The organism is Streptomyces sp. ID05-26A (assembly GCF_033794685.1).
In the GTDB taxonomy this organism is placed as follows: Bacteria; Actinomycetota; Actinomycetes; order Mycobacteriales; family Pseudonocardiaceae; genus Lentzea.
The window spans coordinates 117664-142921 of the sequence record NZ_JARAYZ010000010.1 but is presented as its reverse complement, the minus strand read 5'-3'; the positions used below and the strand labels follow the sequence as shown (position 1 = coordinate 142921).

At 69.2% G+C, this 25258-nt stretch carries 18 protein-coding genes; 12 read left to right on the top strand and 6 right to left on the bottom strand.

The genetic code is table 11. The features are described 5' to 3' along the window. Positions 1 to 11: 11 nt before the first annotated feature. From PV646_RS44400 to PV646_RS44390, 3 genes are read right to left on the bottom strand one after another with little or no spacing between them, the layout of a single operon-like run. Entirely contained in the window at positions 12 to 890 is an 879-nt protein-coding gene (locus tag PV646_RS44400) for an alpha/beta fold hydrolase (RefSeq protein ID WP_500349181.1), read from the bottom strand. Positions 891 to 898: 8 nt separating this feature from the next. Continuing rightward, positions 899 to 2230 (bottom strand): Rv3212 family protein, encoded by a 1332-nt coding sequence (locus PV646_RS44395; protein WP_500349180.1) that lies wholly within the window; start codon positions 2228 to 2230, stop codon positions 899 to 901. A 4-nt stretch (positions 2231 to 2234) separates the two neighbouring features. Beyond that, positions 2235 to 3875 carry a DEAD/DEAH box helicase gene (locus tag PV646_RS44390; protein WP_500349179.1) on the bottom strand — a complete coding sequence of 547 codons (1641 nt, stop codon included), beginning with the start codon at positions 3873 to 3875 and terminating at the stop codon, positions 2235 to 2237. Positions 3876 to 4045: 170 nt separating this feature from the next. On the opposite strand from PV646_RS44390, the gene PV646_RS44385 reads away from it, so the two are divergent. From PV646_RS44385 to PV646_RS44375, 3 genes are all read left to right on the top strand, one after another. Further along, positions 4046 to 4687 carry a ferritin-like fold-containing protein gene (locus tag PV646_RS44385; RefSeq protein WP_500349178.1) on the top strand — a complete coding sequence of 214 codons (642 nt, stop codon included), beginning with the start codon at positions 4046 to 4048 and terminating at the stop codon, positions 4685 to 4687. A 25-nt stretch (positions 4688 to 4712) separates the two neighbouring features. Next, complete coding sequence (locus PV646_RS44380) at positions 4713 to 4955, top strand: DUF3107 domain-containing protein (RefSeq protein WP_307789594.1); 243 nt, start codon at positions 4713 to 4715, stop codon at positions 4953 to 4955. Positions 4956 to 5146: 191 nt separating this feature from the next. Further along, positions 5147 to 12631 carry a DUF7927 domain-containing protein gene (locus tag PV646_RS44375; protein WP_500349176.1) on the top strand — a complete coding sequence of 2495 codons (7485 nt, stop codon included), beginning with the start codon at positions 5147 to 5149 and terminating at the stop codon, positions 12629 to 12631. An 89-nt stretch (positions 12632 to 12720) separates the two neighbouring features. Here the strand turns inward: PV646_RS44375 and PV646_RS44370 are convergent, their stop codons facing one another. Both PV646_RS44370 and PV646_RS44365 read right to left on the bottom strand, forming a co-directional pair. Next, positions 12721 to 13035: a DUF4873 domain-containing protein gene (locus PV646_RS44370; RefSeq protein ID WP_500349174.1), complete on the bottom strand. Its 315-nt coding sequence runs from the start codon at positions 13033 to 13035 to the stop codon at positions 12721 to 12723. Continuing rightward, the gene (locus PV646_RS44365; protein ID WP_500349172.1) at positions 13035 to 13718 is read right to left on the bottom strand and encodes a TetR/AcrR family transcriptional regulator; all 684 of its coding nucleotides are present in this window, start codon (positions 13716 to 13718) and stop codon (positions 13035 to 13037) included. The genes PV646_RS44370 and PV646_RS44365 overlap by 1 nt, the downstream gene beginning before the upstream one ends. 61 nt (positions 13719 to 13779) lie before the next feature. Between PV646_RS44365 and PV646_RS44360 the strand changes: the two genes are divergently transcribed. Both PV646_RS44360 and PV646_RS44355 read left to right on the top strand, forming a co-directional pair. Further along, complete coding sequence (locus PV646_RS44360; protein ID WP_500349170.1) at positions 13780 to 14667, top strand: AurF N-oxygenase family protein; 888 nt, start codon at positions 13780 to 13782, stop codon at positions 14665 to 14667. Next, the gene (locus PV646_RS44355; protein ID WP_500349168.1) at positions 14640 to 15425 is read left to right on the top strand and encodes an alpha/beta fold hydrolase; all 786 of its coding nucleotides are present in this window, start codon (positions 14640 to 14642) and stop codon (positions 15423 to 15425) included. The genes PV646_RS44360 and PV646_RS44355 overlap by 28 nt, the downstream gene beginning before the upstream one ends. A gap of 38 nt (positions 15426 to 15463) precedes the next feature. Here PV646_RS44355 and PV646_RS44350 read toward each other — a convergent pair whose 3' ends face one another. Then, positions 15464 to 16093 (bottom strand): TetR/AcrR family transcriptional regulator, encoded by a 630-nt coding sequence (locus tag PV646_RS44350; protein ID WP_500349166.1) that lies wholly within the window; start codon positions 16091 to 16093, stop codon positions 15464 to 15466. Positions 16094 to 16219: 126 nt separating this feature from the next. Here PV646_RS44350 and PV646_RS44345 point away from each other — a divergent pair, with 126 nt between their 5' ends. From PV646_RS44345 to PV646_RS44315, 7 genes are all read left to right on the top strand, one after another. Beyond that, complete coding sequence (locus PV646_RS44345) at positions 16220 to 17173, top strand: alpha/beta fold hydrolase (protein WP_500349164.1); 954 nt, start codon at positions 16220 to 16222, stop codon at positions 17171 to 17173. Positions 17174 to 17213: 40 nt separating this feature from the next. Continuing rightward, on the top strand, positions 17214 to 18215 hold the full coding sequence (locus PV646_RS44340; protein ID WP_500349163.1) for a DUF3152 domain-containing protein: 1002 nt from the start codon (positions 17214 to 17216) through the stop codon (positions 18213 to 18215). A 79-nt stretch (positions 18216 to 18294) separates the two neighbouring features. After that, the gene (gene moeZ, locus PV646_RS44335) at positions 18295 to 19467 is read left to right on the top strand and encodes an adenylyltransferase/sulfurtransferase MoeZ (RefSeq protein ID WP_500349161.1); all 1173 of its coding nucleotides are present in this window, start codon (positions 18295 to 18297) and stop codon (positions 19465 to 19467) included. Positions 19468 to 19600: 133 nt separating this feature from the next. Beyond that, entirely contained in the window at positions 19601 to 20398 is a 798-nt protein-coding gene (locus PV646_RS44330) for a TIGR02569 family protein (RefSeq protein WP_500349159.1), read from the top strand. A 106-nt stretch (positions 20399 to 20504) separates the two neighbouring features. Next, on the top strand, positions 20505 to 22424 hold the full coding sequence (locus tag PV646_RS44325; RefSeq protein ID WP_500349246.1) for a molybdopterin oxidoreductase family protein: 1920 nt from the start codon (positions 20505 to 20507) through the stop codon (positions 22422 to 22424). Further along, positions 22421 to 23836: an FAD-dependent oxidoreductase gene (locus PV646_RS44320; protein WP_500349157.1), complete on the top strand. Its 1416-nt coding sequence runs from the start codon at positions 22421 to 22423 to the stop codon at positions 23834 to 23836. The genes PV646_RS44325 and PV646_RS44320 overlap by 4 nt, the downstream gene beginning before the upstream one ends. Before the next feature lie 98 nt (positions 23837 to 23934). Then, positions 23935 to 25236 carry an MFS transporter gene (locus PV646_RS44315; RefSeq protein ID WP_500349155.1) on the top strand — a complete coding sequence of 434 codons (1302 nt, stop codon included), beginning with the start codon at positions 23935 to 23937 and terminating at the stop codon, positions 25234 to 25236. The last annotated feature ends 22 nt before the right edge of the window (positions 25237 to 25258 follow it).

Genomic DNA, 25258 nt, shown 5'->3' with positions numbered 1-25258 from the left:
CGCAGTGCGGATCAGGAGCTCAGCCAGGCCCGCCACGTCGGCAGCAGGGTGGCGATGAGGTCCAGCGGCGCCTCGGTGTTCGGCGAGTGCATCACGCCCGGCAGCACGGCGAAGTCCGCGTCCAGCCGCTCCGCCATGTCGCGCTGGACGGCGGGCGACCACGCGTCGTCCGAGTCGCCGCACACCACCAGGCAGGGCACGCCGGACGACCGCAGCGTGCGCGCGAGCTTCGCGACCTGGTCCGGTTCGGAGCGCAGCCCGTTGCCCATGCCGAGCAACGCCGCCGCCTGCGACTTGAGGAACCTGGTGCGGTAGAAGTCCTTCAGCTCCTGCGGGAGCACCGCGTACGCCGGGTTCTGCTGCGACCGCAGCTCGTTCAGCCGATGGGTGCCCTCGACGCCCTGCTCGGCCAGCACGTGCTCGCCGATGTCCAGCACCGTGCGGCGGTCTCCCGCGGGCAGTTCGGACGGGCCGGACGACAGCAGCGTGAGCCCCGAGACCGGGGCACCCGCGAACACCGCCGCCCGTGCCACCAGGCCGCCGTAGGAATGGCCGAGCAGCAGGACTTTCCGGCCGTCCGCCGCGATCTTCCCGATCAGCTCGGCGAGCACCGACCCGAGCGGGCCCGGCCGGTAGAGCGCCTCGTCGTCCGGGCCCTGCGAGTCCTGCTGGCCCGGCAGGTCGATCGCGACGACCTCGAAACCCGCGTCCGCGATCGGGTCGAACATCGGCGCGAAGTCCTCTTTGGAACCCGTGTATCCCGGCACGAGCAGCACGGTCGTGCGCATCGCGTCGTCGCTCACAGCGGGCGCGCGCAACGCCGCGATCGTGCCGTAGCGGCCCGGGAAGTCGACGCGATGTGCCCGGTGCGGGCTGATCTGCGAGTACACGAGCTGAACTATCGCAGCGCGACCAGGGTTTCGCCACGCTGCTCGAGGACGACGGGACCGGCTGTGGCGAGTTGCACAGGGCCCGTGTGACCCTCGCGGTTCAGCCGGATCGTGCCCACGACAGCACCGGTGGCCTGCTCGTACACCCGCAGGCCCTCCTTCACCGGGATGAGCGCGCGGCCCGCGAGCGTCGTACCGGCGCCCAGCGTGCCCTCGGCGGTCCACAGTGGAGTGAGCGTCTCCAGAGACAGCGCGACCGTGCGGGAACCGGTGAACCAGAAGGCGTTCGTCTTCGTCGTGAAGACGCGCGCCACGTGGTTCGGCGGGTCGGTGAAGTCGGCGTCGGGGATGTCGAGCGCTACCTCGCCGACCTGGTTGCCGGTCTCCGCGTCGAACGTCACGAGCCTGTTCGGGCCCGGCATCGCCACCGCGACGAGCTTCTCGGTGATGGCCACGACCTGCGCGTTCTTGCTGCCGGTGACGGAACTGCCGAACACCTTGGGCTCGTCGGACTTGTCCGGGTTCGGCTTCAGGATCGTCACCCGGTCCGACGCGTCGTCCGGGCAGCGCTCGATCATCGCGAACTTGCCGCTCGTCACGGCCACCGAGCCGTACGTGCAGCCCACGCGCGGCTGCTTGCCCGGGTTCACGATCGCGCGCAGGCCGCCGTACTCGAGCGACCGCACCAGGTCGTCGCGCCGGTAGACCTCGACGAACTTCGACCCCGTGGTGATCAGGTGCGAACCCTCGTTGAGCAGTGCCGTGCCCGGTTCCGCGTCACCGTTGCGCTGGGCCCGCCGCTCGCCGGTGATGCCGTCGAGCGACGTGAGCTCGGAGCAGTTCGTGCCCTTGGAGTACAACGCCATCGCCCGGCCCCACGCCGTGCTCACGACGCACAGCGGCAGGTCGCGCCCGTACGTCCAGCGCACGTCACCGGTCAGCGGGTCGCGCCCGTGGACCTCGCCGCCGTCGCCGGTCACGACCGTCGACGGCTTCTCCTCGCCGGTGTCCTTCGACGCGGTCTGCACGACCACGGGGGACAGCGAGGCGCCGCTCTTCGCGCGCCAGACCTCGGCGAGCGACGGCGGCAGCGTGGCCACTTCGGGCAGCGGCTCCCACGACGACGGCCCGGTGACCGACGTCGTGGCGCGAGCATCGCTGAACGCCCAGGTCAGCACGGACGCCGTGACCGACACCACCGCGATCAGCGTGATCGCGACGAAGTCGGCGCGGGTGCGCCAGGACCGGGCGGGCGGACGTTCTGCGGCGGGCACGGCCTCGTGCGCGGGCTCGTCGAGAACGTCCTCGACGTCGGTGACGTCGGAACCGGGGGACGACATGTGATCAGTCTGCCGAAGGTGCGGCCTGTTCGGCAGAGCTTCGGCGACGCCGACGCCTGCGCGGCTTGTCCGAGCCGGACTTCTCGGCGGACTCGGGCGCGGACGCCTGCGTCTGCTCGCCCTCCTGCGTCACGCCGGCGCGGCTGCGCGTGCGCGAGCGGGACCGCTTCGGCCTGGTCTCCTCGTTCGTCTCCACGGCCTGCTCGCCCTCGGTGCGGGCGGAGCCGGTGCGACGACTGCCAGTGCTGCGGCGCTTGCGCTTGCCGGTGTCGAGCTGCTCCTCCTCTTCCGCGTCGAGGCCGGCGCGGGTGCGGTGGCTCAGCGGCAACCGGCCCGTGGAACCGGACGGAATGCCCAGGTCGTTGTACAGGTGGTCGGACGTGGAGTACGTCTCCACCGGCAACGGCTGACCGAGGCCCAGCAGGTCGTTGACCGAGGCCCAGCGGTGCGTCTCGTCCCAGTCGACGAACGTGACCGCGACACCCGTGCGCCCGGCACGGCCCGTGCGGCCGATGCGGTGGACGTACGTCTTCTCGTCCTCGGGGCACTGGTAGTTGATGACGTGCGTCACGTCGTCGATGTCGATGCCGCGCGCGGCGACGTCCGTGGCGACCAGCACGTCGACCTTGCCGGCGCGGAACGCCCGCAGCGCCTTCTCGCGCGCGCCCTGGCCCAGGTCACCGTGCACGGCGGCCGCGGCGAACCCGCGTTCGGTCAGGTCGTCAGCGACCTTCTGCGCGGTCCGCTTGGTCCGCGCGAACACCATGGTCAGACCGCGGTCGCGGGCCTGCAGCGCGCGGGCCAGCATCTCCGGCTTGTCCATCGAGTGCGCCCGGTAGACGAACTGCGAGGTGTTCTCGTGCGTCTGGCCGGCGTCGTTCTCCTCGGCCCGGATGTGCGTCGGCTGCGTGAGGAACGTGCGGGCCAGCGTGATGATCGGGCCGGGCATGGTCGCGCTGAACAGCATCGTCTGACGCTGGTCGGGGACCATGTTGAGGATGCGTTCGATGTCGGGCAGGAAGCCCAGGTCGAGCATCTCGTCGGCCTCGTCGAGCACCAGCATGCGGACCTTGCCGAGCACCAGGTGGCGCTGTTCGGCCAGGTCGAGCAGGCGGCCGGGCGTGCCGATGATGACGTCGGCGCCCTTGCGGAGCTGCGCGATCTGCCGCTCGTAGGGGATGCCGCCGTAGATGGCGGCGACCTTCACACCCAGGTGGCGCGCGGCGTCGGTGAGGTCGTGGGCGACCTGGAGGCACAGTTCACGGGTGGGAACGACGACCAGGGCCTGCGGGGTGCCGTCGCCGGGAAGGTCGACGCGGTGCAGCAGCGGCACGCCGAACCCGAGGGTCTTGCCGGTGCCGGTGCGCGCCTGGCCGATGACGTCGTCACCGGCGAGCGCGATGGGAAGGGTGAGCTCCTGGATGGCGAACGTGCGGATGATGCCCGCCTCGCCGAGAGCCTTGACGATCTCTTCACGCACGCCGAGCTCGGCGAACGTGGGGGATTCGGACTGCACCGGGGCGTCTGCCAGCAGCGGGTGCGACGTGTCTTCTTCGGGGACTCCGGCCTCGCTGTGTTCCAGGAGAACCGGGTCCAGATGTGCTTCTACTTCAGCGGTCAGGGTGATCAGCCTCTCTCGTACCAAGCGCGTACGAGCCCTGGCCGGGCCTCTCGACCGCGCTCGATGAGCAGCTGCGGGAAAGGTGTACGCGCACCATTTCAACGCCGCGCAGCGTGGTCGTCACACTCGTCACGCCGGGCGTCCCGTGCCCATTCTACCTGGCAAGACACATTTGACCACTAGGGTTGCGTCTCATGGGTGTTGCGGAGGGTGTTGTCGATCTTCTGGGAGCGGTTGCATATGGCGAGCTCTCGGCCTTCGACCGGATGACGGAGGACTCGCGCTCGGCGCCGACACTGGCGGGGCGCGCGGCGCTCGCACAGATGGCCGCGGCCGAGATCGGGCACTTCACGTTGCTGCAGAAGCACCTCGCCACCGAGGGCATCGCCGTCGAGGACGCGATGGCGCCGTTCGTGAAGGGCTTCGACGCGTTCCACGAGTCGACGAGCCCCAAGTCGTGGCTCGAGTCGCTGGTGAAGGCCTACGTCGGTGACGGGCTCGCGGCCGACTTCTACCGCGAGGTGGCGACGTGGCTGGACGAGCCGACGGGGGAGCTCGTGCTCCACGTGCTCGCCGACACGGGTCACTCGGCGTTCGCTGAACGCGAAGTCCTGGCCGCCGTCGAGGCCGATCCGCGGGTGCGCGACCGGCTCGCGCTGTGGGGCCGCCGGCTGCTCGGAGAAGCGTTGACGCAGGCCCAGTACGTGGTGGCGGAGCGGGACGGGCTCTCGGAGCTCATCGTGCGGGGGTCGGGAGACCTCGCCGGGATCGGTCAGCTGTTCCGGCGTCTCCAGCAGTCGCACGCGCGGCGCATGACGCAGCTGGGTCTCGGCTAGGTAGGCTCGCGATCAGAGTTTTCTCTTGAGCACGGAGGTCAGCGTGGAGGTCAGGATCGGCGTCGCGGACAGCGGACGCGAACTCGTCGTGACCAGTGAGCTCAACCCGTCCGAGGTCGAGACCCTGGTGGCGGACGCGGTGTCCGGCAAGTCCAGCGTGCTGTCGCTGGTGGACGTCAAGGGCGCGCGTTTCGTCGTGCCCGCTGGCCGCGTCGCGTACGTGGAGATCGGCCCGCAGGACTCGCGCAAGGTCGGGTTCGGCGCCTGAGTCGCCAGAAGATCGAGGAAGGCCCCGGTCGTCACGACCGGGGCCTTCTTCGTGCGGCCGGGCAGTATCGGGCACGGTCGCGCACCCCGCATTCCGGCGCCGCGTCGACGTCGCCTGAAGCGGTGACTTCGCTGGTAGAGGTATGTGCGCGCACCTAGCGTGACGGAGTCGTCACGCTGCTGAGGAGTGCTATGCGCGCCGCCCTGCTGGCCCTGTTGCTCGTGGTCTCGGCAACGACCTTCTCGCTGCCCGCGCAGGCGTACCAGACGCACGCGGCCGGGTCGTGGTCCACGAGCGCCTCGTTGCCCGCGGCGAACGCTTCCGCGCGTTCGACGCTCACGTCCGGTGCGGTGGTCACGGCCTCGGTGTCCGGCGCGAACCTGCGGCTGACCACGCTGAACTCCCCTCCCGGCGACCGCGGGGCGGTACCGGGCAACTTCCGGCCGCAGATCCCCGCGAACACGGCGTTGATCGGTCTGACCGCCTACGGCGCGGGATGTGTCGCGTTCGTGGACTGCTTCAACCGGGGCACGCTGACGTTCTCCTTCAACCGGCCGGTGCGCGACCCGGTGCTGCACATCGCGGGCAGCGGCGCGACCGTCGGCAACACCGGCAGCACGCACGTCGCACACACCCTGACCACGTCCGGAGTGACGCTCGACGGTCCGCTCGCCGGCGCGACGAACATGACGATCGGCCAGAACGGCACACGCATCGAGGCGCCGAACCGCAACCTCAACGTGCTGTGCAACGCCAACGGCGCGAGGTCGGCGCCCGCGTCGTGCGGCAGCGTCCGCATGAACGGCACCGTCAGCTCCGTGAGCTTCCAGGTCGACATGCTCACGAACAGCAGCAACCCGACTGACGACTTCTACGTCGCGGGTGTCTCGGTGGACGAGGACTTCGGCGACGCGCCCGCGAGCTACGACGCCGGTGCGGCGGCCAGTCACGTCGTCGGAGATCTGGCGATGGGCTCGGGCGTGTCGGTCGACAACCCCACGACGATCAACACCGGGTCCACCTCGCCGAGCCCGAAGGCCGTGGCGGCGGGCGCGGACAACAACCTGCCCAACGGTGACGACCTCGACGACGGCGTGGCGGCGTTCCCGCGGCTGGCCCGGTCGAACGCCGGCGAGGACTACTCGGTGCCCGTGACGTTGTCCGGCGCCTCGCAACCAGGCCGGGTGTGCGCGTGGATCGACTTCAACGGCAACGGTTCGTTCGACAACAACGAACGAGCCTGCACGGATTTCGCGGCCGGCGCCAAGAGCACCCCGATCACGTGGACGATCCCGCAGAACGTCAAGTGCGGCAACACCTATGCGCGCTTCCGGGCCGGGTACAACCTGGACCAGGTGCGCAACGCGACGGGGCTCACGGACAGCGGTGAGGTCGAGGACTACCGGCTGCCGGTCGAGTGCCTCGACATCAAGAAGTCGACGACCAAGACGACCGCGAACCCCGGCGAGCAGGTGCCGTACACGGTCACCATCACCAACTCCGGCGCCACGGACATCACCGGGCTGAGCGTGTCCGACGACCTCACGCAGGTGCTGGACGACGCGACGTTCAACAACGACCAGGCCGCGACGTCGGGCTCGATCTCCTACAGCGCACCGAAACTGACGTGGTCCGGTGACGTCGCCAAGGGCAGGACCGTCACGCTCACCTACTCCGTCACGGTCCAGAACCCGATCACCGGCGACCACCAGTTGCGCAACGCCGTGGTCGGCAGCGCGGGCAACTGCCCGGTGGGCTCGACCGACCCCGACTGCTCGACCACGGTGAACACACCGGGTGTGAAGATCGAGAAATCGGTCGACCGGCAGTCCGCGAACCCCGGTGACACCGTCACGTACACGGTGAAGGTCAGCAACACCGGCAAGACGCCGCTGAACGCGATGTTCGTCGACGACCTCACGCAGGTGCTCGACGACGCGACCTGGGGCAGTGCAACGGCTTCGGTCGGTACGGCGAACTACGCGGCACCGAAGCTGACGTGGACCGGTGCGCTGGCGGTCGGTGCCTCGGCGACCGTCACGTACACGGTCGTCGTCACCGGCAACGGCGACAAGCAGCTGACGAACGTCGTCACCTCGGACACTCCCGGCAACAACTGCGTGCCGAACTGCACGACCAGCACGCCGGTGTCCGGCATCAGTTTCGAGAAGAAGGCCGACAAGCAGTCGGTGAACCCCGGCGAGACCCTGACGTACACCGTCACCGTCACGAACACGGGCAAGACTTCCTGGCAGGGCGCCACTTTCACCGACGACCTGACGAAGGTGCTGGACGACGCTGCCTGGGTGTCGGCGCAGGCCTCCTCGGGCACGGCGGAGTTCGTGGCACCGAAGCTGACCTGGACCGGCAACCTGCCGATCGGCGGGATCGCCACGGTCACGTACTCGCTGAAGGTCACCAACCCGGTCAAGGGCGACTTCCAGCTGGACAACGCCATCACGTCGACCACGCCGGGTGGCAACTGCCCGCCGGGGTCGACGGATCCGAAGTGCGGCACCACGACACCGGTCGCCGGCCTGAAGATCGAGAAGGCCGTGGACCGGCGGTCCGCGAACCCCGGTGACACCGTGACGTACACGGTGAAGGTCACCAACACCGGCAAGACGCCGCTGGACGCCGCGTTCTCCGACGACCTGTCGAAGGTGCTGGACGACGCCGACTGGGTCGGCACCAGCGCGGGCACGTTCACCTCGCCCGTGCTGACCTGGACCGGTTCGCTCGCGGTAGGTGGCTCGGCGACCATCACCTACACGGTCGTCGTCACCGGCAAGGGCGATCACCAGCTGGACAACGTGATCACGTCGACCACGCCCGGCAACAACTGTCCGGAAGGCTCCGCCGACGCCGACTGCCGCACGTCGACGCCGGTCTCCGGGCTGGAGATCGTGAAGGAGGCCGACCGGAAGACGGCGAACCCCGGTGACACCGTCAAGTACGCGGTGACCGTGCGGAACACCGGTAAGACCCCGCTCGACGCCTCCTTCGCCGACGACCTGGCGCAGGTGCTCGACGACGCGACCTGGGGCAGCGCGACGGCTTCCAGCGGTACGGCGAACTTCGTGTCTCCCAAGCTGACGTGGAACGGCGCGTTGGCCGTCGGAGAGTCGGCGACCGTCACCTACACGGTCGTCGTCACAGGCAAGGGCGACACGCAGTTGACGAACGTCGTCACCTCGGAGACGCCCGGCAACAACTGCGTGCCGAACTGCACGACCACCACACCGGTGTCCGGCGTCGAGTTCGAGAAGACGGTGGACCGCGAGTCGGCCAAGCCCGGCGACGTCGTGAAGTACACGGTGACTGTGCGGAACGCCGGCAAGACCCCGTTGCAGGGCGCCACCTTCACCGACGACCTGGCGAAGGTGCTGGACGACGCCGACTGGGTGTCCGCCGAGGCTTCGACGGGTTCCGCTTCCTTCACGGCTCCGAAGCTGACGTGGACCGGTGACCTCGCGGTCGGCGGGACGGCCACCGTCACCTACACCGTGAAGGTCGGCGAGCCGGCGGACTTCAAGCTGGACAACGTGATCACGTCGACCACACCCGGCGCCAACTGCCCCGGTGGGGACAGGTGCTCGACCAGCACGCCGATCGCCGGGCTGCGGATCGAGAAGTCCGACGACCGCGACCAGGTCGTGCCCGGCGACACCGTGACCTACACGATCAAGGTGACCAACACCGGTCAGACCGTCCACACAGGAGCATCGTTCACCGACGACCTGACGCAGGTGCTGGACGACGCGCGTTACAACGACGACGCGCAGGCCACGGCCGGTGCCGTCACGCTGGTGTGGCCGCGGCTGGAGTGGAAGGGCGACCTGCCGATCGGCGGTGCCGCCACGATCACCTACACGGTGACGGTGAAGAACCCGAACCCCGGCGACAAGAGGCTCAACAACAGGATCACCTCGGACACGCCCGGCAACAACTGCCCGCCGGGGTCGAAGGACCCGTCCTGCAGCACCGAGACGCCCGGCCGTGAGCTGACGATCTCGAAGACGTCCGACCGGCAGACCGCGAACCCCGGTGACTCGGTGACCTACACCCTGACGATCACCAACACCGGACAGGTGCCGCTGGTGGGCGAGAAGGTGACGGACGACCTGTCCGGCGTGCTCGACGACGCCGCCTGGGTGTCCGCGCAGGCTTCGCCCGGCAAGGCGGAGTTCGCCGCGCCGACGTTGACGTGGACCGGTGATCTGGCGGTCGGTGCCGTGGCGACGGTGACGTACGTGGTCCGCGTGAACGACCCGATCAAGGGCGACCACAGGCTGGTCAACCGGGTCAGCAGCGAGGTGCCCGGCAACTGCCCGCCGGGCTCGACGGATCCTCGCTGTGGCACGACGACCCCGTTGCCCGGCATGGAGATCGTGAAGGAGGTCGACCGGAAGTCCGCGAACCCCGGCGACACCGTCACCTACACCGTGACCGTGCGGAACACGGGCCAGACCGAGCTGAACGCGTCGTTCCGCGACGACCTGACGAAGGTGCTGGACGACGCGACCTGGGGTGGCGCGGACGCCGGGACGTTCGTGGAGCCCGTGCTGACGTGGAACGGCGTGCTGCCGGTCGGCGGTTCCGCGACCGTCAAGTACACGGTCGTCGTCACGGGCAAGGGTGATCACCAGCTGACGAACGTCGTCACGTCCGACACCCCCGGCAACAACTGCGTGCCGAACTGCACGACCGACACCCCGGTGTCCGGCGTGGAGATCAAGAAGACCGCCGAGCCCACCTCGACCAAACCGGGCGACACCGTGAAGTACACGGTGACCGTGCGGAACACCGGCAAGACCGTGCTCGACGCGTCGTTCCGCGACGACCTGACCGGCGTGCTGGACGACGCCACCTGGGGCGGCACGAGCGCCGGTGTGTTCGCTTCGCCCGTGCTGACCTGGTCCGGGCAACTGGCCGTGGGCGAGACGGCGACCGTCACGTACACGGTCGTCGTGACCGGCAAGGGCGACAAGCGGCTCAAGAACGTCGTCACGTCCGAGACGCCCGGCAACAACTGCGCCGACGGCTGCACGACCGACACGCCGGTGGCGTCGTTGAAGCTGGTGAAGAAGTCGGAACCGGCCACGGCCAAGCCCGGTGACTCCGTCAAGTACACCGTGACCATCACCAACACGGGCCAGACTGTCCACAGTGGAGTCTCGGTCGCCGATGACCTCAGCGGTGTGCTGGACGACGCGACGTGGAACGGTGATCAGGCTTCGAGTGCGGGTTCGCTGTCGTTCGCCGCTCCGAAGCTGACGTGGACCGGCGATCTGGCCGTGGGTGCGTCGGTGACGGTCACGTACTCGGTGAAGGTCACGGGCGCGGGGGACAAGCGGCTCGAGAACGTGGTGTCGTCGGAGACCCCGGGCACCGACTGCTCGGAGGGCTGCACGACGGACACCCCGGTCGCGGGCCTGGAGATCGTGAAGAAGGCTTCGCCGGACAAGCCGGTGCCGGGTGACGTCGTGACGTACACGGTGACCGTGCGCAACACCGGCCAGACCGCGCAGAACGCGTCGTTCGGCGACGACCTGACCGGTGTGCTGGACGACGCGACGTGGAACGACGACGCGGCGGCGACCGTCGGCGAGGTGACCTACGCGGCGCCGAAGCTGACCTGGACCGGTGCGCTGCCGATCGGATCGCGGGCCGTGATCACGTACTCGGTGAAGGTGACCGGCGCCGGTGACCACCGGCTGAACAACGCCGTCACCTCGGACACGCCCGGTGGCAACTGCCCGCCGGGGTCGACGGACCCGAAGTGCTCGACGTCGACCCCGTTGCCGGGCATGGAGGTCGGCAAGTCCGTCGACGTGAAGTCGGCCAAGCCCGGCGACACCGTCACGTACACCGTCAAGGTCGTCAACACCGGCCAGACCGACCTGGTGGGTGCGTCGTTCGTCGACGACCTGAGCAAGGTGCTGGACGACGCGACCTGGGTCGGCACGAGCGCGGGCACGTTCACGTCACCGAAGCTCACATGGACCGGTGACCTGCCGGTCGGCTCGACCGTGACCGTGACCTACTCGGTGAAGGTGACCAACCCGGTGAAGGGCGACTTCAGCCTCGACAACGTCGTGACGACCGAGACACCGGGTGGGAAGTGCGTCGAGTGCACGACGGTCACGCCGGTCGCCGGGCTGAAGCTGGTGAAGACGTCCGAGCCCGAGTCCGCGAAACCCGGTGACGAGGTCGAGTACACCGTCACGATCACCAACACCGGCAAGACGGTCCACAGTGGAATCACGGTCACCGACGATCTGAGCGGTGTGCTGGACGACGCGACCTGGATCGGCACGAGCGCGGGCACGTTCACGTCGCCGAAGCTCACGTGGACCGGCGATCTGGCGGTCGGTGAGTCGGTGACCATCACGTACTCGGTGAAGGTGACCGGTGACGGTGACAAGCGGCTGAAGAACGTGGTGTCGTCGGACGTCCCGGACACCGACTGCTCGGACGGCTGCACCACGGACACCCCGATCGCCGGCTTCCAGATCGTGAAGAAGGCGGATCGGGCCGAGGCGGGGCCGGGCGAGAAGGTCACGTACACGATCGTCGTCACGAACACCGGCGCCACGATGTTGCGCGACGCCGCGTTCGTCGACGACATGACCGAGGTGCTCGACGACGCCACGTACAACGGTGACGCCGCCTCGACCTCGGGCCTCGCCACCTACGCGGCTCCTCGGTTGACGTGGAAGGGCGATCTGGCACAGGGCGCGTCCGCGACGGTCCGGTACTCGGTGACCGTCACGAGCAAGGGCGACCTGCGGCTGAAGAACGTCGTCACGTCCGACACCCCCGGCTCGACCTGCCGGGAGGGATGCTCGGTCGAGGTGCTGGTGCCGCGACTGGAGATCCTCAAGAAGGCCGACCGGACGTCCGCGAAGCCCGGTGACCTCGTGGCGTACACGGTGACCGTCACGAACACCGGTCAGACCACGTTGCCCGCGGCGAGCTTCGTGGACGACCTGAGCGGCGTGCTGGACGACGCGTCCTTTGTGGACACGAACGCCGGTTCGTTCGCCAAGCCCCGGTTGACGTGGACCGGTGAGCTCGCGATCGGCGCCACGAAGACGGTCACGTACCGGGTGCGCGTGAACGACCCGCCGACCGGCGACTTCAGGCTGCGCAACGTGGTCACGTCGGACACGCCGTCGAACTGCCCCGAGAACTGCGGCACCGACACCCCGGTGTCGGGCCTGGAGATCGTGAAGAAGGCGGACCGGGCGGAGGCGAAGCCGGGCGACCGGATCACCTACACCGTGACCGTCCGGAACACGGGCCGGGCGCCGGTCGGAGCCTCGTTCACCGACTCCCTGACGGACGTGCTGAAGCACGCGAGCTGGGGCGGCACCGACGCGGGCACGTTCGCGTCACCGGTGCTGACGTGGTCCGGTGACCTGGCGGTCGGTGCCTCGGCCACGATCACGTACTGGGTGACCGCGAGCAGCCCCGGTGAGCTGCGCAACGTCGTGACCTCGGACGTGCCGGGCTCGAACTGCAAGCCCGGCGGCTCCGACCCGAGGTGCTCCGCGACCGTGAAGGTGCGGCAGGACCCGCCGATCGCGTGGACCGGTTTCCCGGCCCTGCCACTGGCGGCGTTCGGCTTGATCCTGCTGGTCGTGGGTCTGCTGATCCGGCGAAGGGCCTAGGCGCTGTCCTGCAAGTCTCGTCGGGCGACAGCGGCGGCCTCCGGGACTCTCGCCCGCGTCTCTCACCAGACGAACTTGCAGGACAGCGCCTAGTGCTCGGCGGGCTCTTCGATCTTGTAAGGCGGAGTGGAGATGCCACCGACCCGGTAACGCCCCCACGGGTCCTGGTCGGTGAGCGTCCCCTCCGCCTGCCCGGTGGGGGTGCGCAGCAACGCGGTCCGCGCGCCCCCTTCGACCCGGCTCGTGACGTCGTCGTTCTTCTTCACGCGGCCGTACCAGTGGTAGCGGCCGTCGATCGGCTGGAAGTAGCCGCGCAGGTCGACCTCGACGGCGACCTCGTCCTCCCCGAACACCAGGGTGGCGGCGCCGCTGTAGCCCTCTTCGTCGTGCTCGTGCTCGCTCATCAGTCCACCAATCGGAGAGGGGTCAGTGGCGTCGCGGGATCGATCTCGACCCCTGCCGAGCGCAGCAGTCCGTCGAGGGCGTGCCAGATGATCGTGGCGAGGTAGTCGCTCAGGTTCGCGCGGGACATGGTCTGGCGGTCGAGCCACCAGTCACCCGCGTTCTGCACCATGCCGACCAGCGCGTGCGCCCACGGCTCGGCGCCGCCGGAGTCCATGTCGAACGCGCGCAGGTAGTCGCCGATGATGCGGGCCAGGGTGGCGGCGATGAGGTTCTTGTCCTCCGCCACGACGTCCTTCTCCACCGGGCGGTCCGCGAAGGAGCCCTTCACGACGAACCGGTAGAGGTTCGGGTTCTCCTCGATGACGGACAGGTAGGCGTCCACGATCCGTTCGATGCGGTCGCGGATCGAACCGTCCGCGGCGAGCGCGGGCCCCATCCGGTTCATCAGCACCTCGGTGGCCTTCTGGCCGACTGCCAGGTACAGGTCCGCTTTGTCGGTGAAGTGCCGGTACAGCACGGGTTTGCTGACGCCGGCCTCCGCCGCCACGTCGTCCATGCCGACGTCCGGGCCCTTCTTGGCCACGACGGCGATCGTGGCCTCCACGAACTCCGCCCTGCGCTGCTCGCGATGACCCTTCCACCGCTCACGTCGCGCGTCCGGCCCCTTGACAGTACGTGCCATGTGACGCACGCTACCAGAAGTAACCGTTACCTCAAGTAACACTTACCGGGGAGGGCAATCGATGAGGGTCGCCGATCGGGAGAAGACCGCGGAAAGGCTGCTCAAGTCGTCCGCCGAGAAGTTCTACGACCCCGAGGTGGACATCGACTGGTCCGCACCTCTGGTGGACGGGCTCTTCTACATTCCTGAGCAGCGCATCTCGCTCTACGGCACGCCTCTGTACGACTCGCTGACGCAGGAGCAGCGCATCGAGCTGTCGAAGCACGAGCTGGCGTCCATCGCGTCCGTCGGCCTGTGGTTCGAGCTGCTGCTCATGCAGATGCTGGTGAAGGTCGTCTACAACACCGACCCGACGACGCGGCACGCCCAGTACGCGCTGACCGAGGTCGCCGACGAGTGCAGGCACTCGACGATGTTCGCGCGACTGGTCGAACGGATCGGCTGCCCGGCGTACGGGCCGAGGAAGCACACGCACCGCCTGGGCAAGCTGCTGCCGACCATCGGTTACGGCCCCGCGATGTACGGCTCGATCCTCGTCGCCGAGGAGATCCTCGACCGCCTGCAGCGCGAGGCGATGAACGACGAGACCGTCCAGCCGCTCGTGCGGATGGTGAACCGCATCCACGTGCTCGAAGAGGCCCGCCACGTGCGCTTCGCCCGTGAGGAACTGACGCGCGGCATGGAGGGTCTGCGCGGTTTCGAGAAGCCGTACCAGAAGTGGCTCATCGCGACCGTGTCGATGATGATCACGCGCACGATCATCAACCCGTCCGTGTACGCGGCCGTCGGTCTGGACGTCCGCGAGGCTCACCGCCAGGCGCTGGGCAACCCGCGGTTCCAGGAGACCATCCGCTGGTCGGGCGAACGGATCATGTCGTTCCTGGAAGAGGCCGGACTCGTCGGAAAGCCGGGGATGCACGCATGGCGTCGCTCGTTCTTGATCGGCTGAACGTCGTCACGTCGGGGCCTTCGTCCTCCGGCGTGACCGCCGTCCTGCTGCACGGCTGGACCATGGACCTCACGACGTGGGACCGCGTCGCGGCCGCACTGCCCGGCCGGGTGGTGCGCTACGACGTGCGGGGCCACGGCCTCTCCGCCGGTACCGGCACCGGCACGATCTCGGACCTCGCCGACGACCTGGCGGCCGTGCTGGAGAAGCACGCGCCGACCGGGCGGATCGTGCTGGCCGGCCACTCGCTGGGCGGCATGACGATCATGGCGCTGGCCGAGCAGCACCCCGAGCTGTTCTCGCGTGTCTCGGGGGTGGCGTTGATCGCCACGTCGTGCGGGAACCTGCCCCGGCAGAGCGGGGTGGAGCGGCTCGCGGGGAAATGGCTGGTCAAGCGGCCGAAGGTCGGGTTCGGCCGGGTGATCGCACCGGGGCTGAGGGTGACGTTCGGGCGTCGTCCGCGCTGGGCCGACGTGCGGGCCGCGGCGGCGATGGCCGGCAACACGTCCGGGGAGGCGTTCGTCGGGATCCGTGAGGAACTGACGCTGCACCAGCGGCGGGAAGCCCTCGCGGTGCTCTCGGACATCCCCACCGTGGTCATGGCCGGGTCGTGGGACGTGCTGACGCCCCTGCGGCACTCACGGGTGCTGGCGGAGGCGTTGCCGAGCGCGCAGTTCGTGATCTACCCGAAGACCGGGCACATGTTGCCGCTCGAACGCTCCGAGGACGTCGCCAGACGGATAGCCGCGCTGATGTGAGGAAAGGGCCCGCACTCGCGGGCCCTTTTTCGTCGAGGTCAGTGCTGGAGCGGGAAACCGCCACCGATGCCGCGCCACGCCAGGTTCGAGATCAGCGCGACCGCGTCCTCCTTGGGCACACGGCGGTTGTCCGCCAGCCACGAGCGCGCGGTCACCTGGGACAGTCCCACGAGGCCGACCGCCAGCAGGCGGGCGCGTTCCTCGTCGAGGCCGGCGTCCGCCGTGATGGTCTCCGTGATGGCGTCGACCGAGTCCGTGGTCGCGCGTTCGACGGCGGACTGCACGGACGGCTCGGAGCGCAGGTCCGACTCGAACACCATGCGGAACGCCTGGCCCTCGCCGTCCACGAAGTCGTAGAAGGCGGCCACTGCGGCGCGCACGCGGAGCTTGTTGTCGTTCGTGGAACCGATGGCGGTGCGGACCCGGCCGACCAGCTCGTCCACATGGGACTCCAGCAGCGCCATGTACAGCTCGAGCTTGCCGGGGAAGTGTTGGTACAGCACCGGCTTGGACACGCCCGCGCGCTCGGCGATCTCGTCCATCGCCGCGGCGTGGTAGCCGTTGGCGACGAACACGTCCTGCGCCGCCGCGAGCAGTTGCGCACGTCGGGCGGTGCGCGGCAGTCGAACGCCCCTGCCTGCGGGTGCGCTCTGCGCCGTCTCCGTCATGGTGCCTCCAGCACGAGTGATCCGGCCGTCGGAGAGGGGTTGCCAGACCGAGGCTGAGAGCAACCTTACTCGCTGGTAGCCCACATCCGGGAACCATCTGGGCCTTCTTTCCCGCATCCTGGTCCGGTGAGCACGTTGAAAACCGCCCCGTTGTCCACCGTCGAACTGCCACCGCTGGACAAGTCCCAGACGCCGTGGCCCGGCGAGTTCTGCCAGGTGGACGGCCATGAGGTGCACGTCAGGGTGACGCCGGGAGACGGTCCGGCGGCCGTCTACGTGCACGGTCTTGGCGGGTCCGCGACGAACTGGACAGATCTCGCGGCCCAGCTCCAGGGGCACGTGCACGGCTACTCGATCGACCTGCCGGGGTTCGGGCGTTCGGAGCCGATTCCGGGCTACGACTTCAGTCTCGCCACGCACGCCCGCACGGTGATCAAGTATCTGGAAACGCTCTCACAGCCGGTGCACCTGTTCGGCAACTCCATGGGGGGCGCGATCTCGGTCATCGTCGCCGCGAGCAGGCCGGACCTCGTGAAGACGCTCACACTCGTCTCGCCCGCCGTGCCGGACCTGAGGCCGCGCCTCGACCGCATGTCCGACCCGCGGATGGCGCTCGCCGTCCTGCCGGTCATCGGGTCCAAGGTCCGCCGCGAGCTGGCGAAGCTGACCGCGCACGAACGCACCAAGCAGATGCTCTCCCTCTGCTTCGCCGACCCGAGCGTGGTGCCCGACCACCGCATCGAGGAGTCGATCAAGGAGAACGAGGAGCGCGCCCGGCAGAAGTGGGCGGGCCAGGCCCTCAACCGCAGCACGTTCGGCCTGATGCAGAGCTGGTTCACGCCCGGCCCGAAGTCGCTGTGGAGGCTGCTGCCGCTGGTCAAGGCGCCGACGCTGGTGCTCTGGGGCGAGAACGACCGGCTCGTCAGCGTGCGCAAGGGTCCCCGGACGGCGCGGCTGCTGCCGGAGGGACGACTGCTGGTGCTCCCCAAGACCGGCCACGTCGCTCAGATGGAGCGGCCCTCCACCGTGGCGAGGGCCGTGCTGGGCATGTGGGAGGCGGTCGACCGGCACTCATGGTGACGAACGACGGCCATACGAGGGATGTGGGACCCTGGAGCACGTGAATCGCGCCCCCGAGCGAGGACGTTCTGCTCCGCCCTCCGACCGCTACCGCCGCGGCGAGCGCCGGACCAGCGCGGAACCGCTCGCGGCCGCCTGGGAACCGGACGCCACCCAGGCGATGCGCAGACCCCGCAAGGCCCGCGGCGTGAAGAAGCTCGTCGCGAGCTACGGCTGGCGGATCTACGCGATCCCGGTGCTGCTCGTGCTGACCGCGCTGGTGGTGCTCGACACGGTCCAGCCCAAGACGCCCGCCATCGGCGGTGACGGCACCAGCACGAACAACGCCGCCGAGACGCCGGTGAGCACGCCCGAGGCGCCCGCGTCCGAGGTGCCCGGCAAGAAGCCGGTCCTGAACATCCCGACCGCCGAACTGCCGGGCGGCCCCGCCTTCTCGGAGGACGGCGTCGGCACGTTCAAGGTGATCCCCGGCAGCGGCCAGCGGATCGGTGACGCGGGTGCGCAGAAGTTCCGCAGGTACGCGATCGCCGTCGAGGACGGCGTGAAGCCCGCCGACTACAACGACGACGCGACCGCGTTCGCGCGCACGATCGACGGAATCCTGGCCGACCCGCGCAGCTGGATCGGCACCAAGCAGGTCGCGTTGCAGCGCGTCGAGGCGAACCAGAACCCGGACTTCACCGTGACGCTGACCACGACGAAGACGACGCACGCGCTCTGCGGCAAGGACATCCCGTTCGAGACCTCCTGCTACAACCCCGGCCAGAAGCGCGTGATCATCAACGTCGCCCGCTGGATCCGCGGCGCCATGGTCTACGGCTCCGACCTGGCCGGATACCGGACCTACGTGATCAACCACGAGGTCGGCCACGCGCTGGGCAGCGGCCACGCGGCCTGCGCGGAGAACGGCGCGCCGGCCCCCGTGATGATGCAGCAGACGTTCGGTGTCTCGAACAACTTCGTCTCGCAGCTCAACGCGGGCCAGGACGTCGTCCCCGCCGACGGCAAGGTGTGCGTCCCGAACGCGTTTCCCGCAGGCTGAGACAGCTTTCCAACCGGGAAGAGTCGAGGCAGGGTAGACGTTGTCTCGGACACGGAGACATTCGTCGAGGAGGACCAGCATGGCGCTTCCGCCGCTCGTTGAGCCAGCCGCGGAGCTGACCAAGGAAGAAGTCGCGCGCTACAGCCGGCACCTGATCATCCCGGACGTCGGGGTGGACGGGCAGAAGCGGCTGAAGAACGCGAAGGTGCTCGTCGTCGGCGCGGGCGGCCTGGGCAGCCCGGCACTGCTGTACCTGGCCGCGGCCGGTGTCGGCACGCTCGGCGTCGTCGACTTCGACGTCGTGGACGAGTCGAACCTGCAACGCCAGGTGATTCACGGCCAGTCCGACGTCGGCCGCCCGAAGGCGGAGTCCGCACGCGACTCGGTCGCCGAGATCAACCCGTTCGTCAAGGTGATCCTGCACCAGACGCATCTCAACTCCGAGAACGCGCTGGAGATCTTCCGCGACTACGACCTGATCCTCGACGGCACCGACAACTTCGCCACCAGGTACCTGGTGAACGACGCCGCGGTGCTGTCGGGCAAGCCGTACGTGTGGGGTTCGATCTTCCGGTTCGAGGGCCAGGTCAGCGTCTTCTGGGAGGACGCCCCGAACGGCCAGGGCCTCAACTACCGCGACCTCTACCCGGAGCCGCCGCCTCCCGGCATGGTCCCGTCGTGCGCCGAGGGCGGCGTGCTGGGCGTGCTGTGCGCGTCGATCGGCTCGATCATGGTGACCGAGGCGATCAAGCTGCTAACGGGCATCGGTGACACGCTGCTGGGCCGCCTGATGGTCTACGACGCGCTCGAGATGACGTACCGGACCATCAAGATCCGCAAGGACCCGGAGTCGCCGAAGATCACCGAGCTGATCGACTACGAGGCGTTCTGCGGTGTCGTGTCCACGGACGCGCAGCAGGCGGCCGCGGGCAACACGATCACGCCGCTCGAGCTCAAGCACAAGCAGGAGTCCGGTGAGGACTTCCTGCTGGTGGACGTTCGCGAGCCGCACGAGTACGAGATCGTGAAGATCCCGGGCTCGGTGCTCATCCCGAAGGACAGGATCCTCTCGGGCGAGGCGTTCTCGGAGCTGCCGCAGGACAAGCCGCTCGTGCTGCACTGCAAGTCCGGTGCTCGTTCGGCGGAGGCACTCGCGGCGCTGCACAAGGCGGGCTTCAAGGACGCCGTGCACGTGGGTGGCGGTGTGCTGGCGTGGGCCCGCGAGGTGGACCCGAGCCTGCCGACGTACTAGTGGTGGTTCGTGCTTTCGGGTGCTTCGGCGCCCGAAAGCACGTATCAGCCGTTCGGCTTTTCGAGTGGCGGCGCGAATCACGCTGTGCTGCCTTCCACCACCCGGACGGTCTAAGCAGGTAGCGTGCCCGACCGTGACCCGGTCCCCCGAACCGCCCCCAGCGCACGTGCGTGCGGCGTTCGGGGCACGTGACGCCGAACCAGAGCTCATCGACGGCGGCCCGGCCTGGCGCTGCGGTGACGCCACGATCAGGCCCGCGCCCAAGCCCGCCGAGGCCACCTGGATCGCCAAGACCCTCGACGGCCTCGACGTCCACCACCTGCGCATCGGCAGACCGCTGAGGTCGACCGACGGCCGGTACGTCGTCGGCGGCTGGTCCGCCACCAAGTTCCTCGCCGGACGGGCCGAGGCACGGCACGACGAGGTCATCGCCGTCGCCCAGCGCCTGCACCAGGCCACCGCCGAGCTCGCCAAACCCCGTTTCCTGGACGCGCGCACGGACGTCTTCGCCGTCGCCGACCGCAAGGCGTGGGGCGAGGAGGACGTGCCCTTGGAGGCCGACCTCGGCGGACGGCTGTTCGACCTCCTGAAAGAGCTGCAGAAGCCGCTCAACCTCAAGCCGCAGGTCGTGCACGGTGATCTGTTCGGCAACGTGCTGTTCGCGGGCAACGCGCCGCCGGCCGTGATCGACTTCACCGCCTACTGGCGTCCCGCCGAGTGGGCCGCCGCCGTCGTCGCGGTGGACGCCGTCGCGTGGGGTGGCGCGGATCCCGGGCTGTTCCACCGGTGGAGCCATCAGGCCGAGTGGGAGCAGGCACTGCTGCGCGCGGCGCTGTTCCGGGTGGCCGTGCACGCGCTGCACCCTTTGTCAACGCCACAGTCCTTTGCGGGCTTGGAACGAGCTGCTCACTTCGTCACAGCGCTGCTCTGAGCGGGTCATTTTCCACTGACGAAACATTGCGTCGCTTTGGGTTAACGTCGGCTTCGCTAGCGTCGGACGCGTGACCCATTGCCCCTACTGCGCGCTGCAGTGCTCCATGAGCGTCATCGACGGCCAGGTGACCCCTGGTCCCGGTGGGCTGTGCCAGAAGGGCTGGACGGCGGGGGAGTTGCTGCGCCATCCCGGGCGGCTCACCACGCCACTTCTGCACGGTTCACCGGTGTCCTGGGACGAGGCGCTGGACTTCGTGGCGTCGCGGATCACCTCCTACGAGCCCGACGAGGTCGCCGTGTTCGGCGGCGGCGGGCTGACGAACGAGAAGGCTTACGCGCTCGGCAAGTTCGCGCGCGTGGCGTTGAAGACCTCGCAGATCGACTACAACGGCCGGTTCTGCATGTCGTCGGCCGCCGCCGCGGGCAACAAGGCGTTCGGGCTGGACCGCGGGCTGCCGTTCCCGCTCACGGACCTTCGCGGCGCGGACACCGTGCTGCTGGCCGGCTCGAACCCGGCCGAGACGATGCCGCCGTTCCTGCGGCACCTGGAGGGCGCGCGGCTGATCGTCATCGACCCGCGGCGCACGCCGACCGCCGAGCGCGCGACGTTGCACCTGCAGCCCGCGCCCGGCACGGACCTGGCGCTGGCACTGGGACTGCTGCACACCGCGGTCATCGAGGGCGTGATCGACAAGGAGTACATCTCCTCGCGCACCACGGGTTTCGACGACGCGTGGCGGGTGGCGGCGGCCTGGTGGCCCGAGCAGGTCGAACGCGTGACGGGCGTGTCCGCCGCTGACCAACGCGCTGCCGTGCACATGCTGGCCGGGCGGTCGTACGTGCTGACCGGGCGTGGCACCGAGCAGCACGCGTCGGGCACCGACAACGTCTCCGCATGGATCAACCTGGCTCTGGCACTGGGACTGCCGGGACGCGCGGGCTCCGGTTACGGCTGCCTCACCGGGCAGGGCAACGGCCAGGGCGGGCGCGAACACGGGCAGAAGGCCGACCAGCTGCCGGGCTACCGCAAGATCGACGATCCCGTTGCGCGCCAACACATCATGGACGTCTGGGGGGTGTCGTCGTTACCCGGTCCGGGGCGCAGCGCGTACGAGCTGCTGGTCGCGGACGACATCAAGGCGATGCTCGTGTTCGGCAGCAACCCGGTGGTGTCGGCGCCGCAGGCGTCCGGTGTCGTCGACCGGTTCAAGGCGCTGGACCTGTTGGTGGTGGCGGACTTCGTGATGTCGGAGACCGCCGCGATGGCCGACGTCGTGTTCCCGGTCACGCAGTGGGCCGAGGAAGACGGCACGATGACCAACCTCGAAGGCCGGATCATCCGGCGCCGCAAGGCACTCGACCCGCCCGCCGGGGTGCGCAGCGACCTGGAGTTGTTGCAGGGCCTCGCTTCCCGTCTCGGTGTCGGCGAGAAGTTCCCGGTGCAGCCCGTCGAGGTCTTCGAGGAGCTGCGCCGCGCGTCGGCCGGCGGCCTCTCCGACTACTCCGGCATCACCTACGAGCGGCTGGAGTCCGAGCAGCTGCACTGGCCCGTGCCGTCGGTGGATCACCCCGGCACGCCGAGACTCTTCCTCGACGAGTTCGCGCACCCCGACGGCCTGGCGCGGTTCATCACCGTCGACCACCGCGGCCCCGCCGAGCCGCCCGACGAGGAGTTCCCGTTGCAGGCCACCACCGGCCGCGTCCTGCAGCACTACCAGTCGGGGGCGCAGACGCGGCGGATCGGCGAGCTGCTGAAGGCCGTTCCCGAGATGTACGTGGAGGTCCACCCGGACACGGCCGCGCGTTCCGGCCTTGCCTCCGGCGAGTCCGCGCACGTCGTGTCCCGGCGGGGAACGGTGACGGCGGTCGTGCGGTGCGTGCCGAGCATGCGCGCCGACGCGGTGTTCCTGCCGTTCCACTTCCCCGGTGACGGGCGGGCCAACCTGCTCACCAACCCCGCGCTCGATCCCACGAGCCGGATGCCCGAGTTCAAGGTCTGCGCGGTTCGATTGGAGCGGGCATGAGACGAGTCGTGATCGTCGGGTACGGCATGGCGGGTGCGAGGCTGGCGGACGAGCTGCGCCGCCGTGACGCCGACATCTCCATCACCGTCGTGGGTGCGGAACCGCACGCCGCGTACAACAGGGTGCTGCTGTCGACCGTGGTGGCGGGCACGATGACGCCGGAGTCGACGCGGCTGCACGACGAGAACTGGGCGGCGGAGCACAACATCGACCTGCGGCTGGGACAGGAGGTCGGTGCGATCGACCGGGCTTCCCGCACGGTAGACGGAATCCCCTACGACTCCCTCGTGCTCGCCACCGGCAGCGTCCCCTGGGTCCCGCCGGCCGAGGGCCTCCTGGAGGACGGCGAGCTCGCTCCCGGCGTCGTCGCCTTCCGCACCCTCGACGACTGCGCCCAGATCGAGGCCAAGGCGCGGAAGGGCATGCCGGTGACCGTCCTCGGCGGCGGCCTGCTCGGCATCGAGGCCGCCCGCGGTCTCGCCGGACGCGGCTGCCTGGTCACGGTCGTCCATCCCGTCGGGCACCTCATGGAACGTCAGCTCGACCCCGGTGCCGGAAGTGTCCTCGCCCGCACGCTCGGCAAGCTCGGCATCGAGTTCCGGCTGAACGCGCTGGCCGCCAAGTACCTGCCCGGCGACGGCCTGATCCTCGACGACGGCAGTCACGTACCCGCCGAGCTCGTCGTGGTCTCCGCCGGCGTGCGCGCCGAGACGTCGCTGGCGGTCGCGGCGGGTCTGACCGTCGATCGCGGCATCGTCGTGGACGACGCGTTGCGCACCAGCGACCCGCGCGTCCACGCGATCGGTGACTGCGCGCAACACCCCGGCACCGTGTCGGGCCTCGTCCAGCCCGCGTGGGACCAGGCCGCCGTGCTCGCGGACCGCCTGACCGGCACGAACCCGGCCGCTCGGTACAGCGGGACTTCCGTCGTCACGCGGTTGAAAGCGCGTGACGTCGACCTCGCGGCGCTGGGTGACGTGCACACCGATGTGGACTGCCCGGACTCGGAAGTCCTGTGCTTCCAGGAGCCTTCGCGCGGCCGGTACGCGAAGCTCGTGCTGCGGGACGACCGGGTGACGGGTGCGATCGTGCTCGGTGCACCGGACGCGGCCGCCACGATCACGCAGCTCTACGACCGCGGGATCCCCGCGCCGACCGACCGCCTGGCGTTGTTGCTGGGACGGGCGCTGCCCGCCGAGGCCGCGTCACCGGCGGACCTGCCGTCCAGCGCGGTGATCTGCCGGTGCAACACCGTCTCCAAGGGACAGATCGTGTCGGCCTGGCGGGCGGGCGCGGAGTCGTTGCCGCAGCTCGCGGAGGCGACTCGTGCGACCACCGGCTGCGGTGGATGCAAGGACGCGGTGTGCGGGTTGCTCGACTGGCTCGGGGCCTCACAGCCCGCCTCTGCCTGATGTGCGGTGGAGTTGCCTCCGCCGTCATCGGGCAGAACTCCCTGGTAATGCACAGTTTCTAGGTTCTTCGGCAACAGCCGAAGCCGCGGAGGACGTACATGAGCTGGATCGACCACTGGGAGCCGGAGAAGCCCGAGTTCTGGGAGTCCACCGGCAAGCGGATCGCCCGTAAGAACCTGGCACTCTCTATCTTCGCGGAGAACCTCGGGTTCAGCGTGTGGGTGCTGATGAGCATCGTGGTGGTGAGCCTCGGCTCAGTGGGCTTCGACTTCAGCGTCGGCCAGCAGTTCTGGCTGCTGATCGTGCCCAACCTCGTCGGCGCCGTGCTGCGGGTGCCCTACACGTTCGCGGTGCCGAAGTTCGGCGGCCGGCTGTGGACGACGATCAGCGCCGGGTTGCTGCTGATCCCGTGCGCGATGCTGGTCTACGCCGTCTCGACTCCGGGCACGCCGTACTGGTTCTTCCTGCTCACCTCGGCCGCGATGGGCCTGGGCGGCGGCAACTTCTCGTCGTCGATGGCGAACATCTCGTTCTTCTACCCGGAGGGCAAGAAGGGCCTGGCGCTCGGCATGAACGCGGCCGGCGGCAACCTCGGCGTCGCGATCACGCAGCTCGTCGTGCCGTTCGTGATCACCCTCGGCACCGGGATCAACCTGGCCTACGCGGCGTTGATCTGGATGCCGTTCATCGTCGTCGCCACGGCCTTCGCGTGGCTGTTCATGGACAGCCTGACGCAGGCCAAGCCGGACGGGCAGTCCTACAAGCTGGCGCTGTCCAACCAGCACACGTGGGTGATGTCGTTCCTGTACATCGGCACGTTCGGGTCGTTCATCGGCTATTCGTTCGCGTTCCCGTCGCTGATCAAGCTGAGCTTCGTGGACCACAAGGGCTGGGTGGCGCTCGCGTTCCTCGGCGCGCTGATCGGTTCGGTGGCCCGCCCGTTCGGTGGCTGGCTCGCGGATCGGATCGGTGGCGCGAAGGTGACGCTCTGGACGTTCCTCGGGCTCGCGGTCGGCACCATCGGCGTGATCGTGAGCGTCGACTCGCGGAACTTCACGCTGTTCTTCAGCTCGTTCATCGCGCTGTTCGTGCTGGCGGGCGTGGGCAACGGCTCGACCTACCGGATGATCCCGGCGATCTTCCGCACGCAGTCCGCCGACGACAAGTCCGCCAAGCGGCAGGCCGCCGCGGTGGTCGGCATCGCCGGTGCGATCGGTGCGGCCGGAGGCGTGCTGGTCAACCTGGTGTTCAAGTTCTCACTCGAGGGTTCGAAGACGCTGACGCCCGCACTGACCGCGATCCTCGTGTTCTACGGGCTCTGCCTGGCCACGACGTGGTGGTTCTACCTGCGGCGCACCGTGTTCGCGGCGCGTCCGTCGCTCGCCTACGCGGGCGTGTGACGCACACCGCTCTGAACTGCGG

Excerpts from the sequence above, each read along its gene's own strand:
- PV646_RS44365 (WP_500349172.1), bottom strand. The coding sequence starts at position 13,718 with ATGGCACGTACTGTCAAGGGGCCGGACGCGCGACGTGAGCGGTGGAAG.
- PV646_RS44355 (WP_500349168.1), top strand. The coding sequence starts at position 14,640 with ATGGCGTCGCTCGTTCTTGATCGGCTGAACGTCGTCACGTCGGGGCCT.
- PV646_RS44315 (WP_500349155.1), top strand. The coding sequence starts at position 23,935 with ATGAGCTGGATCGACCACTGGGAGCCGGAGAAGCCCGAGTTCTGGGAG.
- PV646_RS44350 (WP_500349166.1), bottom strand. The coding sequence starts at position 16,093 with ATGACGGAGACGGCGCAGAGCGCACCCGCAGGCAGGGGCGTTCGACTG.
- PV646_RS44360 (WP_500349170.1), top strand. The coding sequence starts at position 13,780 with ATGAGGGTCGCCGATCGGGAGAAGACCGCGGAAAGGCTGCTCAAGTCG.
- PV646_RS44395 (WP_500349180.1), bottom strand. The coding sequence starts at position 2,230 with ATGTCGTCCCCCGGTTCCGACGTCACCGACGTCGAGGACGTTCTCGAC.
- moeZ (WP_500349161.1), top strand. The coding sequence starts at position 18,295 with ATGGCGCTTCCGCCGCTCGTTGAGCCAGCCGCGGAGCTGACCAAGGAA.
- PV646_RS44325 (WP_500349246.1), top strand. The coding sequence starts at position 20,505 with ATGAGCGTCATCGACGGCCAGGTGACCCCTGGTCCCGGTGGGCTGTGC.
- PV646_RS44375 (WP_500349176.1), top strand. The coding sequence starts at position 5,147 with ATGCGCGCCGCCCTGCTGGCCCTGTTGCTCGTGGTCTCGGCAACGACC.
- PV646_RS44385 (WP_500349178.1), top strand. The coding sequence starts at position 4,046 with ATGGGTGTTGCGGAGGGTGTTGTCGATCTTCTGGGAGCGGTTGCATAT.
- PV646_RS44370 (WP_500349174.1), bottom strand. The coding sequence starts at position 13,035 with ATGAGCGAGCACGAGCACGACGAAGAGGGCTACAGCGGCGCCGCCACC.
- PV646_RS44320 (WP_500349157.1), top strand. The coding sequence starts at position 22,421 with ATGAGACGAGTCGTGATCGTCGGGTACGGCATGGCGGGTGCGAGGCTG.